This is a genomic window from Agromyces flavus (assembly GCF_900104685.1).
GTDB lineage: Bacteria > Actinomycetota > Actinomycetes > Actinomycetales > Microbacteriaceae > Agromyces > Agromyces flavus.
In genome coordinates, this window is sequence record NZ_LT629755.1 from 3,288,177 (window position 1) to 3,304,202 (window position 16,026).

Below are 16,026 nucleotides of genomic sequence, written 5' to 3' on the forward strand. Positions count from 1 at the left end.
GGGGGGTCCGTTCGGGTAGTGGGGGCCGGCCCGGGCGGGCCGATCGCCACATCGTAGGATGCGGAGGCGCTTCTCCGCCAGCGGTCCCGTGAACGGATCCAGTGGGCTCAGCGGGCCGCGCGGCGCTCCCTCGGTTCGCGCTTGCCGATCCGCGGCACGACGATCCAGAAGGCGAGCAGCACGACGAGCGCGACTCCGCCCGCGGTGTAGCCGGCCTGCTGGCTGACGGTCACGTCGAAGATGAGCATGGCGACCCCGGCCGAGGTCAGTGAGACGACCACGAGGAGCGCGAGCAGCAGCGCATTCGCGACCCGCACGACCCGCTCCTTCTGGTTCTGACCGCTGAGCTGGCGATGCAGGATGACCGGGGCCAGGCCGAGCATGGTCGAGATCGTCGCCAGGACCACGAGGATGAGGTAGAGCGTGACCTCGCGCTGCTCGAGCTCGGCGAACTTCGGCTGGAAGGCGACCGCGAGCAGGAAGCCCGTGATGAGCTGCGTGCCGGTCATCACGACCCGGAGCTCCTGCAGGATGTCGTTCCACTTCCGGTCGAGCCGCTCGCCGGGCGTCTCGTCTCGATACTCGTCGCCGTCGTCCTCGATCGACGTGGGATCTGGTCGGGGATCGTTCGCCATGCGTGGATGCTACGCCCAGCCATCCGCTCGTCGCAGGCCCTTGCGCCCGGCTCGCCGCGTGCGGCATGCGAGCTCCTGCCAAGATGGCAGGAGGAACCGAGCGGAGGGGTGACGTGAGGTACAGCATCGAAGGCATCGAGGGCCTGCCCGAGATCGAGGCGGGCGCCGACCTCGCCGCGCTCATCACGGCGGCGCTGCCCTCGCCACTCGAGGACGGCGACATCCTCGTCATCACCTCGAAGGTCGTCTCGAAGGCCGAGGGCCGTGTCGTCCGGGCCGACGACCGCGAGCAGGCGATCACCGACGAGACCGTGCGCGTCGTCGCGACGCGCGACAATCCGGGCGGCGTTCCGACCCGTATCGTCGAGAACCGCCTCGGCATCATCGGCGCGGCCGCCGGGGTCGACGCGTCGAACGCGCCCGAGGGCACGGTGCTGCTCCTGCCGATCGACCCGGATGCCTCCGCACGGGCGATCGCCACCGGCATCCGCTCGCTCACCGGCGCGCAGGTCGGCGTGCTCCTGTCCGACACGCTGGGCCGGCCCTGGCGCGAGGGCCAGACCGACATCGCGATCGGCGCGGCGGGCGTGCACGTCTTCGACGACCTGAGGGGTCGCTCGGATGCCTCGGGCAAGCCGCTCGCCGTGACGATGCCGTGCGTGGCCGACGAGCTCGCGAGCGCGGCCGAGCTCGTGAAGGGCAAGGCCGCGGGCGTACCCGTCGCGATCGTGCGCGGACTCGGGCGCTTCGTCGGCGACCTCGACCTGCCCGGCGCGCGCTCCATCGTGCGGCCCGCCGACCGCGACATGTTCCGCCAGGGCGCCGACGAGGCGTACGACGACGGATACCGCGCCGGCTTCGACGAGGCGCAGGCCGAGGGCGTGCTGCGCGACGCCTGAGCTCCCGCCCGCCGCGGTGCCGTCCGAATCGGGGCAGGATGGAAGCGTGCGCCCCCACCTCGGCTATGCCGTCATGCTCGAGCGGTTCCCGCCCGCCGAGGCGGTCGCGCTCGCCGCGCTCGCCGAGCAGCACGGGTTCCGCGGCACCATGGCGAGCGACCACTTCCAGCCCTGGCTGCCCTCGCACGGCCAGTCCGGCTTCGTGTGGAGCGTGCTCGGGGCGATCGGGCAGGCGACCACGGGCGACTTCGGCCCGGGCGTCACGACGCCGTCGTTCCGGATGCATCCGGCCGTCGTCGCCCAGGCGTCGGCGACGCTCGCGGCCATGCACCCTGGCCGGCACTGGCTCGGCATCGGGTCCGGTGAGGCGATCAACGAGCACGTCACGGGCGCGTACTGGCCCGAGCCCGCCGAGCGCATCGCGCGCATGTTCGAGGCGGTCGACGTGATCCGCAAGCTGTTCGCGGCGTCGGCGGCGGGGCGCGACATCCGGCATTCGGGGGAGTTCTTCAAGCTCGAGTCGTCGCGGCTCTGGACGATGCCCGAGCGGGCGCCCGAGATCCTCATCGCGACGCAGGGTCCGGTGACGGCCCGGCGGGCGGGGCGCACCGCCGACGGGCTCATCACGACGAACGCGCCGGCCGACCGCCTGGCCGCCCTGCTCGCGCGCTTCGCCGAGGGTGCGCGCGAGGGCGGGCGCGATGCGAGCCGCATGCCGAGGGTGCTGCAGCTCAACCTCGCCTGGGCGCCGACCGACGAGGAGGCGATGGCCGACGCGCTCGCCGAGTGGCCGATCGGCGCGCTCCGGTTCCCGCGCGGCGACATCCGCTCGCCGTTCGAGGTCGAGCAGCTCACGCGCACGGTGCGCCCCGAGGACTTCGCGGGTCGCATGGTCGTCTCGGCCGACCCCGACGTGCACCGTGCGAACCTGCAGCGCCACCTCGACCTCGGGTTCACGCGCATCTACCTGCACAACGCGGGCCGTGACCAGGCGCGGTTCCTCGAGGTGTTCGGGCGCGACGTGCTGCCGGGGCTGCGCGCATGAGCGCGGCGGCCTCGGTCTTCCCGCACGGGCGGGAGGGGTCCGCGCGGCCGGGAGGAGCCGCGCCCCGATCCGTTCCTCCCGAGGCCGCGAGTTCCTCCGCCGCGAGCGAGAGCGGGCGAGCGGATGCCGCGGCGTGGACGATCGTGATCCCCGTGAAGTCCCTGACGGCTGCCAAGACCCGGCTCGCGCCCGAGCACTCCCCGGCCGAACGCGCGGCACTCGCGCGCGCGTTCGCCCTCGACACCGTGGACGCGGCGCGCGCCGCCGGCTCGGTGCGCCGCGTGGTCGTCGTCTCCGACGAGCCCGTCATCGAGCGCGAGCTCCGCGAGGTGCCCGGGGTCGAGGTCGTGCCCGAGGTCGGCCCGCGCGGCCTCGCGGCCGCGATCGCGCGTGGCATCGCGGTCGCCCGGGCGGGCTCGCGCGCCGCCGGTGGGCGCAGCCCGCTCGACGTGACCGACGAGAGGTCGCGGATGCACGGTGCGGCCGACCATGTGGGACGTCTCGATTCGGCCGTGGCGTCTGGCGGCGCCCCGCTGTTGGCCGAAGGGTCGCGGATGCACGGTGCGGCCGACCATCCGCGACGTCTCGATTCGGCCGGGTCGGGCGGCGGCGCCGCGCTGGATGCCGAAGGGTCGGGGATGCAGGGTGCGGCCGACCATCCGCGACGTCTCGATTCGGCCGTGGCGTCTGGCGGCGCCCCGCTGGATGCCGAGAGGCCGGGGACGCACGGTGCGGCCGACCACCCGCGACGTCTCGGTGCCGACGCGGGTGCCGAGGCGGCGGAGACCGCGGTCGCGGTGCTCCTCGGCGACATGCCCTCGGTGCGGGCGACCGAACTCGACGCCGCGCTCGAGGTCGCGGCGCGACATCCGCTCGCCTTCGTGCCCGACGCCGAGGGCACCGGCACCACGCTCGCGACCGCGCGCGCGGGAATGCCGTTCGACGCCCACTTCGGGCAGGACTCCGCGGCGCGCCACCGCACAGCCGGCTTCGCGGATCTCGCCGCCGAGCACCCCGCGTCGATCGGTCCGGGACTCCGCCGCGACGTCGACACCGCCGCCGAGCTGCGCGAGGCCGTCGCGCTCGGGGTGGGGGCGCGCACGTCCACGGTGCTGCGCGCCATGCCCGACCTCGCCGAGGGGCCTCTCCCCCGGCATCCGCTCGACCCATCGATCGCGCCGCACGGCGCAGACAGGAAGGCCGCCTCATGACGCTCACCCTCGGATACAAGGCCAGCGCCGAGCAGTTCGATCCGCGCGAGCTCGTCGAGATCGCCGTCGCGGCCGAGGCGCACGGCATGGAGTCGGTGTGGACGAGCGACCACTTCCAGCCGTGGCGGCACACGGGCGGACACGCGCCGTTCTCGCTCACGTGGATGGCCGCGGTGGGCGAGCGCACGTCGAACGTGAAGATCGGCACGAGCGTCATGACGCCGACGTTCCGGTACAACCCGGCGGTGCTCGCGCAGGCGTTCGCGTCGCTCGGCGTGATGTACCCCGATCGCGTCATCGCGGGCTTCGGCACGGGTGAGGCGCTCAACGAGATCGCGACCGGCTTCCGCGGCGCCGGCGAGCAGGACTGGCCCGAGTTCCGCGAGCGGTTCGCACGGCTCCGCGAGTCGGTGCGGCTCATGCGCACGCTCTGGAACGGCGAACGCGTGAACTTCGAGGGCGAGTACTACTCGACGCACGACGCATCGATCTACGACAAGCCCGAGGGCGGCGTGCCCGTCTACATCGCGGCGGGCGGGCCGACCGTGGCGAAGTACGCGGGGCGTGCGGGCGACGGCTTCATCTGCACGTCGGGCAAGGGATCGGAGCTCTACGTGGACCAGCTCATCCCGGCGGTCAAGGAGGGCGCTGAGGCGGGAGGTCGGGAGTACGACGGCATCGACCGGATGATCGAGATCAAGCTGTCGTACGAGGAGTCGCACGGCGACGCGCTCGACAACTGCCGCTTCTGGTCGCCGCTGTCGCTCTCGAAGGAGCAGAAGCACGACATCACCGACCCCGTCGAGATGGAGCAGGCCGCCGACGCGCTGCCGATCGAGGAGATCGCGGGCCGCTGGATCGTGGGGTCCGACCCGGACGAAGTCGTGGACGACATCATCCAGTACGTGGACTGGGGCTTCAACCACCTCGTCTTCCACGCGCCGGGACACGACCAGCGCCGTTTCCTCGAGCTGTTCGAGCGCGACCTGGCGCCGCGCATCCGCGCCGCGGCCTGACCGAATCAGCCGAACCGCCCCCGACTGCTCAGCAGTCCACCACGCCTGGCTCGACGCCGGACGTGGTGGACTGCTGGCAGGGTCGGCTGCGCGCCGTCAGTCGGCGGGTTCGAGCACCAGCCCCGTGCCGCCGCCGCGGCGCACCGGCTCGGCGACCGCCGTCATCAGCCCGTCGGCGTCGACCTCGATCGCGGCCGCGGCACCGATCTCGGGCGGGGACGCGATCGGCGTCGGCGGGTCGCTGAAGACGTGGCCGTACGGGGTGAGCTGCGACTCGTACGCGGCGCGGAACGCCGCCTCAGCCTGCACCGTCGTGGTGTTCCGCTGGGCCGCGCGCGGCGCGGCGACCGCTTCTGGCAGCGTCATCCCGAGGTCGATCCGGTTCAGAAGGATCTGGACGACCGTCGTGATGATGGTCGATCCGCCCGGCGAGCCGAGCACGTACCGCACGTCACCGCCGTCGAGCACGATCGTGGGCGACATCGACGAGCGCGGACGCTTGCCGGGCTCGACGATGTTCGGGTCGGCCGGGTTCGGGAGGAAGCTGAAGTCGGTCAGCTCGTTGTTCAGGAGGAACCCCCGGTCGGGCACGGTCATGCCCGATCCGCCGGTCTGCTCGATCGTCAGCGTGTAGGCGACCGCGTTCCCCCACCGGTCGACGACCGACAGATGCGTGGTGGAGAGGCCCCGGTCGGCGGGCGCCACGGCGGCCACCGTCTCGCATCCGGTCGCTGCGAGGTCACCCGCCGGCACGGGCTTCACCGCCGCCTGGTCGGGATCGATCTCGCAGGCGCGGGCGTCGGCGAACTCCTGGCTCCGGAGCGTCTCGGTCGGGACGTCGACGAACGCCGGATCGCCGACGTACGCGCCGCGGTCGGCGAATGCGAGCGCGGTCGCCTCGAAGTAGAGGTGCAGCGCCTGAATGGGGTCATCGGCGGAGAGATCGAAGTTCTCGAGGATGTTCAGCGACTCGCCGACGGTCGTGCCGCCGGAGGACGACGGCGCCATGCCGTACACGTCGAGGCCTCGGTAGTCGACGTGCGTCGGATCCCGGAGGATGACCTCGTAGTCGGCGAGATCCTCGTCCGTCATGAATCCGGGGTAGGCGGGAAGCGTCGCCGTCGGGCTCGTGTCGGGGTGCTGGACGATCGCGGCGATCTCGTCGGCGATCGGGCCGTCGTAGAAGACGTCGGTGCCCCGCAGCGCGATCTGCCGGAGCGTGGCCGCCAGGTCGAGGTTCTTGAAGACCGAGCCGACCTCCGGCGCGTCGCCGTCTGGCAGGAACAGCTCCGCGGTCTCCGGGAACTGGGCGAACCGGGCCTGCTGGTCGAGCGTCTGGTTGCGGAAGGTCTGGTCGACCACGAAGCCCTTCGTCGCCAGGTTGATCGCCGGCTTCAGCGCGTCCTTCAGCGATCGGGTGCCGAACTCGTCGAGCGCGGTCTCCCACGTCGCGAGGGTTCCGGGCACGCCGACCGACAGGCCGGATGACACCGCGTCGTTGAAGGCGTATCCGACGCCGAACGGGTGGGCGTCGTCCACGCTTCCGGGAATGACGAAGGCGTCGCTCGGCATCTCCGCGGGCGCGGTCTCGCGGCCGTCGATCGTCGTGACCTCGCCCGACTCGGCGTCGAAGTACACGAAGTACCCGCCGCCGCCGATGCCGGCGCTGTACGGCTCGGTGACGCCGAGCGCGGCGGCCGTGGCGACGGCGGCGTCGGCCGCGTTGCCGCCCTTGCGCAGCACCTCGAGTCCGATGCGGCTGGCCTCGGCGTCGACGGATGACACGGCACCGCCGTATCCGGTCGACGTCGACGGCGCGGGCGGGGCCGGCCGGCCCGTCGCGACGCTGGAGGCGGGCGACGGCGCGGCGGTCGCGGGTGCGCCGAGGGCGACGCCCCCGAGCGCGACGATCGCGGTGACGGCGAGGGCCGATCCGCGGAGCGCGGAGCGGCGGCGGTGGCGGACGACTTCGGCCATGACAGTACCCCCGAACTGGTGACAGCGAATGCTCCGCACCCTAGACCCACGGCCGACGCGCGGCAACGCCTTCGTGGCGGGTCGCGACGCCGGGCCCGCCATCCTGTGGGTTCGCCTCGGAACGTCCGCGGCATCCGGTCGCGGGCGTAGCCTGAGCACATGAGCCCACGCACCGCCGGGCCGAATCGCCTCCGTCCGAGCGTCGTGATCCCCGCCGTCGGCGTGCCCGTCGCCATCGCGGCGGCGGTGCTCGTGCCGATGCAGGCGACGGCCTCGGTCGACCTGCCCGACAAGAGCGTCGAAGAGCTCATCGCGTTCGCGCGTTCGAGCGATGTCGAGGCGCTGTCCGGCACGATCGCCCAGCGGTCCGAGCTGGGACTGCCCGACCTCGGTGGCATCGTCGGCGACGGCCCGGGCGGCAGCCCCGGCGAGGGCGGCCCGAGCGAGGGCGGCACGGATGGCGCGACCGCCGCGGGCCTCGACGACCTCCTCTCGCTCGCGACCGGCAGCTACGACGCGAACGTGTACCTCGACGAGAACCACGCGCGCCTGCAGGTGCTCGACCGGATGGCCGAGCGGAACGTCTACCTCGGCCCCGATGACGCGTGGTTCGTCGATTCGGAGACGAACACCGCGACCCGGCTGACCGCGCCCGAGGGCACCGACCTCGAGCAGCTCGAGGCCGAGGCCGAGCGACTCGCCGAGGAGTCGAAGGCCGAGCTCGAGGCACAGCTTCCAGACGGCGAGCAGCTGCCGTCCCCCCAGCAGCTGCTCGACCGCGCGCTCGATCGGCTCGACGAGACCACTGACGTCTCCGTCGGGACCGACGGGCGCGTCGCCGGTCGTGAGGCGTACGAGCTCGTGCTCGCGCCCCGCACCGGCGACACCCTCGTGGGCGAGGTGCGGTTCGCCATCGACGGCGAGAACGGCGCCGCCCTGTCCGCGTCGATCACCGCGCGGGGTGCCTCCGATCCGGCCTTCTCGATCGGCTTCACCGAGGTCGACTTCTCGGCGCCCGATCCGTCGGTCTTCGCCTTCGAGCCGGCGGGCGACATGGCCGTGACGGAGACCGAGCTGCCCATCCCCACGGCCGACGAGCTCGCGCAGTGGAAGGCCGACGCCGAGGCGCACGCCGAGGGCGACGATGGGGTCGCCCCCGACGTGCCGCACCCCCTGGTGCACGGCGAGGGATGGACGACGGTCGTCGAGCTGGATGCCACGGCGGCGATGGCCGCGCACGACGCAGCCGACGGCGCCGGCGACGGACCGTCCGGCGACGCGCTCGCCGAGGCATCCGCCGCGCTCGAGGCCCTGACCACGCCGGTCGACGGCGGACGGGCGCTGCAGACGTCGCTGGTCTCGGTGCTGTTCACCGATGACGGCCGCGTCCTGGCGGGATCGGTTCCCGTCGACACGCTCGTCGAGGTCGCCGCCGGGTCGGGTCGCTGACGGGCCGCCGGTGAGCGACCTCGCGATCCAGACGAACGGGCTCACCAAGCGCTTCGGCGCGCAGGCCGCGGTCGACGGCATCGATCTCGCGGTGCCGCAGGGCGCGGTCTACGGGTTCCTCGGGCCCAACGGCTCCGGCAAGACGACGACCATCCGCATGCTGCTGGGCCTGGTTCGGGCGACGGATGGCTCGGCGCGCGTGCTCGGCTCCGAGATGCCGAGGCACCTCGACGCGGTCCTGCCGCGCGTCGGCGCGCTCGTCGAGGGCCCGGCGTTCGCGCCGTTCCTCTCTGGCGCGTCGAACCTGCGGCGCTTCGATGCGGCCGATCGCCATGCCGCTCCCACGACACGCGGCGCGCGCGTGGCCGAGGCGCTCGATCGGGTCGGCCTCGCCCACGCCGCGCGCAAGAAGGCCGGGGCCTACTCGCTCGGCATGAAGCAGCGGCTGGGGCTCGCCAACGCCCTCCTCATGCCGCGCGACCTGCTCGTGCTCGACGAGCCGACGAACGGGCTCGACCCGCAGGGCACGCGCGAGGTGCGCTCGCTCATCCGCTCGTTCGCCGCAGACGGGACGACCGTCTTCGTGTCGAGCCACCTGCTGGCCGAGGTCGAGCAGCTGTGCACGCACGTCGGGGTGATGAGCGCGGGGCGGCTCGTCGCGCAGGGCACGCTCGAGGAGTTCCGGCGCTCGGGGGAGTCGCGCGTCGAGGTGCTGACGCCCGATTCCGGACGCGCGCGTGCGGTGCTCGCCCGGTTGGGTCTCGTGACGGATGCCGCGGGGACGTGGGATCCGGCCGACGCGGGCGAGGACGGCACGGTCTCTGCCGTCCTCGGGGACTCGTCGCCCGAGCCTGACGCGATCGTTGCGGCCCTCGTCGGCGACGGCGTGCGGGTTCGCGGGTTCGCGGTGCGCCGCGAGAGCCTCGAGCAGCGATTCGTCGAGCTGACGGGGGAGGGCTTCGATGTCGTCGGGTGAGCGGGCGGGCCGCGCCCGCCGTGCGGTCGGCCCCTCCCTCCTCGCCTCCGAGCTGCTCACCCTCTTCCGTCGGTGGCGCACGTGGGCGATGCTCGCCGCGCTCGCGCTCATCCCGATCCTCATCGGCATCGCGATCCGGGTCGCGGGCGGCGCCTCCCCCGGCCGCGGCCCGGCGTTCCTCGACCAGATCGCGGGCAACGGCCTCTTCGTCAGCCTCACGGCGCTCGTCGTCGCGACGCCGCTGTTCCTCCCGCTCACGATCTCGGTGGTCGCGGGGGATGCGATCGCCGGCGATGCGAGCCTGGGCACCCTCCGCTACCTCCTCATCGCGCCGGCCGGACGCATGCGGCTGCTCCTCGTGAAGTACCTCGTCGTCGCCGCCTTCTGCCTCGCGGGCGCGCTCACCCTCGTACTCGTCGGCACGCTGGTCGGATGGGTGCTGTTCCCGATCGGGCCGGTGACGCTCCTCTCGGGCGGTCAGGTGTCGGTCGGCGAAGGGCTCCTGCGCGTCCTCGCGATCGGCGCGTACGTGGCCGTGTCGATGCTCGGCCTCAGCGCGATCGGGCTGTTCGCCTCGACGCTGACCGTCGTGCCGGTCGGCGCCATGGCCGCGACCGCGATCCTCGCCGTCGCCACGCAGATCGCCGGAGCCATCCCGCAGCTCGAGTGGCTGCACCCGTGGCTGTTCACCGACCGCTGGTTCGACTTCGACGCGTTCCTGCGCTCGCCGCCCGCCTGGGGCCCGTTCGTCGACAACGCGCTCGTGCAGGCGGCCTACCTGGCGGTGTTCGGCGGTGCGGCGGCCTGGCGCTTCGCGACGAGCGACATCCTGTCGTAGTGGATGGCGCGCCCGCGCCATCCACGCGTCAGCCGCCGGCGTCGACGTGCGTGCGCTCGGCGAGGATGCCCGAACCGTGCTCGGCCTCGAGCCGGTCGCGGACCGCGAACCACGGGGTCGCGCGCATCGCGGCCGCGACTCCGTCGAGGTGCCCGGCGTCCGCGAGCGGCACGGGGCCGATCCCGTACGCGACGAGCAGGCGCGCACCCGGGCGCAGCGCGTGCGCGAGCGCGCGGAGCTCCGGCACCGCAGCCGAGGTCCAGAACACGTTGACGTTCACGCAGAAGGCGGCATCGAACGGACCGTACGCGGGATCGAGGTCGGCGAGCGCGCCGCGCATCACCCGGATGTCGCCCGAGTCGACGGCGCGACGGACGCGCGCCTCGATCCTCGACACCGCTTCCGCCGACCGGTCGATCGCGACGATGCACGGCCGCCCCGCGGCATCCGTCGCCCCGACCGCCGCGAGCACCACGTCGACCGACGCGCCCGTGCCCGACCCGATGTCGAGCACGCGCTCGCCGGGTCGCGGATCGAGCACGCCGACCGCCCAGCGCACGCGGTCGGGCACCGTCGGCATCGCCATGCTTCCGAGGATGGCAGACGCGGGGGTTGGCTCGCAGGAGCCGAGCGTCCGCCTGATCACGTCAGGGGGTCAACCCGCGCTCGTCGATCCACGTGTGCCACGGCGAGACCCGGCCGACGTGCACGACGGCGTCGAACGCCGAAGCCGGGTCGGAGGTGAGGAGGTGCGGACCGTGCGCGGTGCCGCTCGTGGCGGCGAGTCGCGGCGCGAGGATCGGGTCGCCCCGGACGCCACGGAGATCCACGAGGAGGCATTCGTCGGGATCGCGCGTCGCCTCGGCGAGCATCGCGTCGAGACTCTCGGGAGCGGGCTCGGGGAGGTCGTCGACGAAGGGGGTCGAGTGGCCCGGCGCGTCATCGGGTCGCGGTCGGTGCAGCCACGTCGCGCCACCGCCGTACGTCGTGCCGATCACGACGGAGCGGCCGCGAAGCTCGCGCGCCAGGTGCTGTCCGAGCGTCGGCTGCGGCTCGGGCACGAGCGGCGGCGCGTGGAAGGGGGAGCGCTGGACATGGCCGTTCGCCGCGAGGACCACGATCCGGTCGTGCCGACCGAGCACCCACCGGACGCTCTCGGCCATCGCGAGGTCGCGCACGTTCGCGGGCGGGTACCGGCGGCCCGGGGCGTCGACCATGGCGGCGAGGAACGCGTCGGCGTGACGCGCCACCACGGCGCACTGGACGGCGAAGTCGACGACCTCGAAGGCATCGGGATCGCCGTCGGCCTCCGCACGATCGAGGATTGCCGGACGACGCGCGGCGATCCGCTCGGCGAGCTCGCCGATCGCCGCCGTGAGCGGATGGCGCGCATCGGGCTCGAGCGCGAGGTACGAGGCGATCGCGACGGCGGCCCACGCGAGCCCGCCGTCGTCGGGCGGGAGGTGGTCGAACATCGGCAGGAGATGCGCGCGGACCCGCGCGGCGTACTCGGGGTCGTACCGGTCGAGCGCGTCCAGGGCCGCGACGACCGCGGGCCGCGCCGTCGCGGCCGACGCGGGCAGGTCCATGCCGAAGAAGCGCACGGGACGGGTGGCCCGGAGGTTGCGCCGCCGCATCCAGGCGAGCTGGTCGAGCATCTCTTGCGACTTCCCGTGATGGTAGGTCACGCCGCGTTGCAGCACGTCGCGCGGCGGTGTCGCGCTGCGACCCATGATCCAGTCGTCCACGAGCCGACCCTCCGCGAACCCCGACTCCGCGACGACGGCAGTGAAGCCGAGCCGTTCCACCAGGAACCGCGTGATGCGGTGACGCACGTCGAGGAACTCGTGCACGCGATGCATGCTCTCGCCGAGGAACACGGCACGCGCGTCTCCGACCAGTCCGGCGATCGCGTCGAGGTCGGAGCCGTCGAGTTCGTCGGGATCGAGGGTGGCGAGCGGCGAGGCGTACCGCCTGAGCCGTCGGACCTGCGCGTCGTCCATGGAACCTCCGCGGCGACCCTACCCGGGAGGACGGCGCGCTCGACGGGATGTTCGCTGCGGGCTGGTGCCCGAGTGCGTCCGGGCCGTCAGCGGTAGATGCGCTCCGCGTACGAGGGCCCGTAGTACTCGTCGATCGCCGCGACATCCGCCTCGGGCTGCTCGATCGCCTTCGCGATGAGCGCCCGGCGCCGTACCGCCTCGGGCCGCCAGGTGTCGGGCTGCCAGGCGCTCGAGCGCAGGAACGCCTTCGAGCAGTGGAAGAACACCTCGTCGATGTCGACGAGGAGGGCGAGGGCCGGTCGGTTGCCGTTCACGACCATGCCGTCGAGGAACGGCGCGTCGCGCACGATCGTCGCCCGGCCGTTGATGCGGAGGGTGTCGCCCCGACCGGGCACCACGAACACCAGGCCGACGTGCGGGTTGCGCAGGATGTTGCGGAAGCCGTCCGCGCGTCGGTTCCCGGGTCGCTCTGGGATCGCGATGGTGGTGTCGTCGAGCACGTGTGCGAAGCCCGCCGGGTCGCCCTTCGGCGACACGTCGAGGCGGCCCTTCTCGTCGCAGGTCGCGACGAAGGCGAGGGATGCCGCGGCGAGCCACTCGCGGTCGACCTCCTGCAGGCGATCGCGCACCTTGTCGGCGACGCGCGGGAGCGGCGTGCCGATGATCGCCTCGAGCTCGTCGACGGTGGTCACGGCGGTGCCGCGCTCGCTCACGCCCGGGACTCCACGACGGGCATCGACGGATCGGCGCGACGCTCGCCGACGCTGGGCGGCAGCTTGCAGAGATCGTAGAAGTACCGCGTCGGCGCGGACTCGTCGCTCACGTCGACGTTCACGTCGGCGGTGCCGTGCGGCAGCTCGTCGTCGCGGAGCGTCCAGATCGCGAAGTGCCAGATGCCACGGACCGACCGGTTGAGGAGTCGCCGGCCGTCGACGACGAGGATCGTCTCGTCGTCCTGGGCGCCCGCGAGCGTGCCGTCCCGGAACGGCTCGATCGTGTCGCGGCGCAACGTCGCCTCGTCGACGTCGCCGACCGAGCGGCGGACCGCGGGCTGGCCGCGGGCGACGAGGACGGCCGCGAGGTCGTCGGCGAACCGAGCGGCGTCCTCCTCGGTCGTCGCCTCGACGGCGACGAGCCGGCGGCCGGCCCACGAGTTGTGCAGGAACTCCTCGGCGACCGACTCGAGCAGGTCGCGACGTGCTTCGCTCAGCTCACCCATGCCCTCACGCTACGCCTCCGGCTCGCGCTCCGCGCGAGCCGGAGGACGCGGTCAGCCGCCGTAGCGCGGCGTGAACCACACCATGTCGTGCGGATCGTCGACCTTGCGAGCGTCGCTCGACTCGAGGTTCAGGCCGTCGGATGAGGCGGGCGGTGCGGGCGCCACGACGGCGTCGTCGCTCGGCTCGACGGACTCCGCGGGCGGCGCCGGCGCCAACCGCGCGCCGGGGTCGGCGACGGAGTCGAACAGCGCCTTCGCCTGGCTCATCACCGTGTTCGAGACGACGCTGGCGCTGCCGATCGCGATGACCTCGGTCACCCGATTCCGGACGATCTCCTCGGCGGCACCCGGACCGAGCACCGAGTTCACCAGCACCAGCACGCCTCCGGTCGACGCGACGGCGGGGGCCGCTGCCAAGGCGTCGGGGAAGTTGAGTCCGGTCGCGAGGTACGCGGTCGGCGCCTCGGACACGCCGTGGAGGTCGCGGGTGATCGCGCGCGAGGTCTCGTACCGATCCCGTCCGGCCAGGCGAACGACCTGGGGCGCGAGGGAGCGCAGTTGCGTGAACACCGCGCCGCTGACGACGGCCGAGCTCCCCACGACGACGATCCGCTGGGGCTTGAGGCGCTGCAGCTCGGCCAGCGTTGGCGGAACGAGCGAGTCGCCTTGGTTGATCAGGACCGGGCCACCGAGCGTCGCCCCCGCCGATCCGGCTGCGAGCGCGTCGGGGAAGTCGAGGCCCGTGGCGACGTACGCGACCGGCACTCCCGGCTCGAACGTCCCGGCCGAGAGCTGCGCCGCCGTCTGGTAGCGGTTGGCACCGCCCCGACGTTCCACCGTGGCGCCGGTGAGTTCGGCGATCTCGGCGGCGACCCCGTCGCTGACGACCGATGCCGAGCCGGCGATGATCACCCGGGACGGCGCGAGGCGCTGCAGCTCCGCCTTGACCACGGCGGGGATCGCGTTGGTGGTGACGAGGAGGACGGGGCCTTCGCCGCGGGTCACGGGGGTCGCGGTCAGCGCGTCGGGGAAGTTGCTGCCGGTCGCGACGACGACCGTGCCGCCGGTCGTGTCGAAATGCCGACGCGACACGAGCACGGCGGTCTCGTAGCGATCGGCGCCACCGTCGCGGTCGAAGGTGGCCGACAGCTGGAACTCCTGCGCCCTCGCGAGGATGTTCCCCATGAAGGTGCGGATCGGGACGTTGTCGTACTTGCCGACGCCGCCGAGGGCCTGGTTGATGCGCCACGTGCCTGCGCTGAACACGTCGGCGCCGGACGGGGCCCGGTAGATCCACGCCTCCGCCGTGCCGGCATGCCCGTGCACGTCGACGATGGGCGACCGAGCCAGGATGTTGCGCGAGCTCGCGGTCGGCGCCGGGTAGTTCGACATGAACCGGTCGACCTCGCCGCCGACGAGGTAGGGTAGGCGGGACCCCGTCGTCAGGCCCGTTCCCCGATACGCCCAGTGCGTGGGACTCTGCACGACCCAGGCCGCGTCGGCCGCCGGCGTCATCTCGCCGTGGAGGTCGAACTGCACGCCCATCAGTCGCTGTTCGGCCCGACCGATGTCGCGGAAGAGGATCGTCTTGTTCGCCAGCGTGGTCACCGGATCGAGCGAGCTGATCTTGTAGCAGACGACGACCCGCCGGTCCGCGCCTCCGGCGCCCGACTCGTAGCGGACCTGCCAGAACACGTCGTTGCCGCCGAGGAACCCGAGATCGACGCCGGCGTCGCGAGCCTTCTCGGCCGCGGTGTACATGGCGCCGGTCCAGTACTCGTCGTGACCGAGCGAGAGCACGCCGGCCTGCCCGATGGCCATGCCCGGGTCTCGGTCGAGGTCGATGTTCGTGACGTACTTGACCGGCCAGCCGCGCGACTCGAGGTAGCCGGCGGTCCAGATCGGCTCCCACACCTTGTGGCTCACGCCGGCCCAGTTGTAGGGCCGGTCGAAGCTGACCTTGACCGCCCGCACCGTGCCGGCGAGGGTCTTGGCCCCGGTGGAGTTGAACTCGTAGAGGCTCTTGCCCGCCCCTTCGGGGTAGTTGTTGTACGCCTGGAACGTGTTGACCGGAAGCATGGCGACGATGGCGCCCTGCTGCGCGTCGTCGCGCACCACGAACTGGGCCCAGTTCTGGTACTTGCCCTGGGTCAGCACGACGAGGTAGATGCCCGACATCCAGCCGGTGGTGTCGAAGGTGAGCGTGGAGTTCCACGGGCACGTGAGCATGCCCGTGCTCGAGTTCATCTGGCACGCGGCCTGCTTGACTCCGGGCGCCGTCCCCTTGGTGACGAGCCGCCCGCTGAGCCCCTGGTACCAGCCCATCCGGTAGACGCCGTACTCGAAGTTGCCCGCGGTCGCGACGCTGACCTTGAGGTCGATGGATTCTCCGGTGTTCACGCTCGTCGCCGACATGAAGCCCTTGATCGGGCTCACCGTGTCGGCTCCGATCTCCTTGCCTGCCGCGGGGATGCGCCACGCGGAGGTTCCGGGCTTGCGGTTCTCGAGGACCATCGGGCTGGTCGTGTCCGGCGCGGCGGTCGCCACCGCGGCCTGCGCCTGGGTGGTCGCCGTGGTGCGCGGAGCATCGGCTCGGGCCTGAGCCTGCGCGGGGCCGACGACACCCGTTTGGACGACCAGTGCGAGCAGCGCTGCTGCAGTGAGCGCGCGCGCGATACCGAGAGCCATCGTTCCTCCTCATGGCGCGTGTCTAGGGAACGCGCGCGGGTCGACCGGGATGACCCGTTCAGAGTGAACC

The 16,026-nt window shown here is 72.7% G+C and carries 14 protein-coding genes; 7 read left to right on the plus strand and 7 right to left on the minus strand.

All coding sequences use genetic code 11. The features are described 5' to 3' along the window. Positions 1 to 107: 107 nt before the first annotated feature. A complete protein-coding gene (locus tag BLT99_RS15565; RefSeq protein ID WP_092674474.1) occupies positions 108 to 635 on the minus strand; it encodes a DUF6328 family protein in 528 nt (175 codons plus the stop codon). Between the two features lie 83 nt (positions 636 to 718). Here BLT99_RS15565 and cofE point away from each other — a divergent pair, with 83 nt between their 5' ends. From cofE to fgd, 4 genes are read left to right on the plus strand one after another with little or no spacing between them, the layout of a single operon-like run. Continuing rightward, positions 719 to 1,534 (plus strand): coenzyme F420-0:L-glutamate ligase, encoded by an 816-nt coding sequence (gene cofE, locus BLT99_RS15570; RefSeq protein ID WP_092674476.1) that lies wholly within the window; start codon positions 719 to 721, stop codon positions 1,532 to 1,534. A 46-nt stretch (positions 1,535 to 1,580) separates the two neighbouring features. Then, positions 1,581 to 2,579, plus strand: coding sequence for a TIGR03557 family F420-dependent LLM class oxidoreductase (locus BLT99_RS15575; RefSeq protein WP_268238574.1), 999 nt, complete (start codon positions 1,581 to 1,583; stop codon positions 2,577 to 2,579). Next, on the plus strand, positions 2,576 to 3,790 hold the full coding sequence (locus BLT99_RS15580; RefSeq protein ID WP_092674477.1) for a glycosyltransferase family protein: 1,215 nt from the start codon (positions 2,576 to 2,578) through the stop codon (positions 3,788 to 3,790). The genes BLT99_RS15575 and BLT99_RS15580 overlap by 4 nt, the downstream gene beginning before the upstream one ends. Continuing rightward, entirely contained in the window at positions 3,787 to 4,806 is a 1,020-nt protein-coding gene (gene fgd / locus BLT99_RS15585) for a glucose-6-phosphate dehydrogenase (coenzyme-F420) (RefSeq protein ID WP_092674480.1), read from the plus strand. The genes BLT99_RS15580 and fgd overlap by 4 nt, the downstream gene beginning before the upstream one ends. A 96-nt stretch (positions 4,807 to 4,902) precedes the next feature. On the opposite strand, the gene ggt is transcribed toward fgd, so the two are convergent. After that, complete coding sequence (gene ggt, locus BLT99_RS15590) at positions 4,903 to 6,783, minus strand: gamma-glutamyltransferase (RefSeq protein ID WP_092674482.1); 1,881 nt, start codon at positions 6,781 to 6,783, stop codon at positions 4,903 to 4,905. Positions 6,784 to 6,942: 159 nt separating this feature from the next. Between ggt and BLT99_RS15595 the strand changes: the two genes are divergently transcribed. Genes BLT99_RS15595 through BLT99_RS15605 form a run of 3 tightly spaced genes read left to right on the plus strand, consistent with a single transcriptional unit; the run spans position 6,943 to position 10,046 of the window. Beyond that, the gene (locus BLT99_RS15595) at positions 6,943 to 8,232 is read left to right on the plus strand and encodes a LolA family protein (protein ID WP_092674485.1); all 1,290 of its coding nucleotides are present in this window, start codon (positions 6,943 to 6,945) and stop codon (positions 8,230 to 8,232) included. 10 nt (positions 8,233 to 8,242) lie between these two features. After that, on the plus strand, positions 8,243 to 9,208 hold the full coding sequence (locus BLT99_RS15600; protein WP_229724542.1) for an ABC transporter ATP-binding protein: 966 nt from the start codon (positions 8,243 to 8,245) through the stop codon (positions 9,206 to 9,208). Continuing rightward, positions 9,195 to 10,046, plus strand: a complete 852-nt coding sequence (locus BLT99_RS15605; protein WP_092674490.1) for an ABC transporter permease — start codon at positions 9,195 to 9,197, stop codon at positions 10,044 to 10,046. The genes BLT99_RS15600 and BLT99_RS15605 overlap by 14 nt, the downstream gene beginning before the upstream one ends. A 28-nt stretch (positions 10,047 to 10,074) precedes the next feature. On the opposite strand, the gene BLT99_RS15610 is transcribed toward BLT99_RS15605, so the two are convergent. From BLT99_RS15610 to BLT99_RS15630, 5 genes are all read right to left on the minus strand, one after another. Continuing rightward, complete coding sequence (locus tag BLT99_RS15610) at positions 10,075 to 10,632, minus strand: SAM-dependent methyltransferase (protein WP_092674493.1); 558 nt, start codon at positions 10,630 to 10,632, stop codon at positions 10,075 to 10,077. A gap of 61 nt (positions 10,633 to 10,693) precedes the next feature. Further along, positions 10,694 to 12,049 carry an erythromycin esterase family protein gene (locus tag BLT99_RS15615; protein ID WP_092674495.1) on the minus strand — a complete coding sequence of 452 codons (1,356 nt, stop codon included), beginning with the start codon at positions 12,047 to 12,049 and terminating at the stop codon, positions 10,694 to 10,696. Positions 12,050 to 12,135: 86 nt separating this feature from the next. After that, positions 12,136 to 12,762: a pyridoxamine 5'-phosphate oxidase family protein gene (locus tag BLT99_RS15620; RefSeq protein ID WP_092674498.1), complete on the minus strand. Its 627-nt coding sequence runs from the start codon at positions 12,760 to 12,762 to the stop codon at positions 12,136 to 12,138. Beyond that, complete coding sequence (locus BLT99_RS15625; protein ID WP_092674500.1) at positions 12,759 to 13,268, minus strand: nucleoside/nucleotide kinase family protein; 510 nt, start codon at positions 13,266 to 13,268, stop codon at positions 12,759 to 12,761. The genes BLT99_RS15620 and BLT99_RS15625 overlap by 4 nt, the downstream gene beginning before the upstream one ends. Before the next feature lie 51 nt (positions 13,269 to 13,319). Beyond that, the gene (locus BLT99_RS15630; RefSeq protein WP_092674502.1) at positions 13,320 to 15,956 is read right to left on the minus strand and encodes a cell wall-binding repeat-containing protein; all 2,637 of its coding nucleotides are present in this window, start codon (positions 15,954 to 15,956) and stop codon (positions 13,320 to 13,322) included. Positions 15,957 to 16,026 lie beyond the last annotated feature (70 nt).

What these genes read in the sequence shown, in the direction of transcription:
- BLT99_RS15610 (WP_092674493.1), bottom strand. Translation starts at nt 10,632, where the DNA reads ATGGCGATGCCGACGGTGCCCGACCGCGTGCGCTGGGCGGTCGGCGTG.
- BLT99_RS15625 (WP_092674500.1), bottom strand. Translation starts at nt 13,268, where the DNA reads ATGGGTGAGCTGAGCGAAGCACGTCGCGACCTGCTCGAGTCGGTCGCC.
- cofE (WP_092674476.1), top strand. Translation starts at nt 719, where the DNA reads ATGGCAGGAGGAACCGAGCGGAGGGGTGACGTGAGGTACAGCATCGAA.
- BLT99_RS15630 (WP_092674502.1), bottom strand. Translation starts at nt 15,956, where the DNA reads ATGGCTCTCGGTATCGCGCGCGCGCTCACTGCAGCAGCGCTGCTCGCA.
- BLT99_RS15615 (WP_092674495.1), bottom strand. Translation starts at nt 12,049, where the DNA reads ATGGACGACGCGCAGGTCCGACGGCTCAGGCGGTACGCCTCGCCGCTC.
- BLT99_RS15605 (WP_092674490.1), top strand. Translation starts at nt 9,195, where the DNA reads ATGTCGTCGGGTGAGCGGGCGGGCCGCGCCCGCCGTGCGGTCGGCCCC.
- BLT99_RS15565 (WP_092674474.1), bottom strand. Translation starts at nt 635, where the DNA reads ATGGCGAACGATCCCCGACCAGATCCCACGTCGATCGAGGACGACGGC.
- BLT99_RS15580 (WP_092674477.1), top strand. Translation starts at nt 2,576, where the DNA reads ATGAGCGCGGCGGCCTCGGTCTTCCCGCACGGGCGGGAGGGGTCCGCG.
- fgd (WP_092674480.1), top strand. Translation starts at nt 3,787, where the DNA reads ATGACGCTCACCCTCGGATACAAGGCCAGCGCCGAGCAGTTCGATCCG.
- BLT99_RS15595 (WP_092674485.1), top strand. Translation starts at nt 6,943, where the DNA reads ATGAGCCCACGCACCGCCGGGCCGAATCGCCTCCGTCCGAGCGTCGTG.
- ggt (WP_092674482.1), bottom strand. Translation starts at nt 6,783, where the DNA reads ATGGCCGAAGTCGTCCGCCACCGCCGCCGCTCCGCGCTCCGCGGATCG.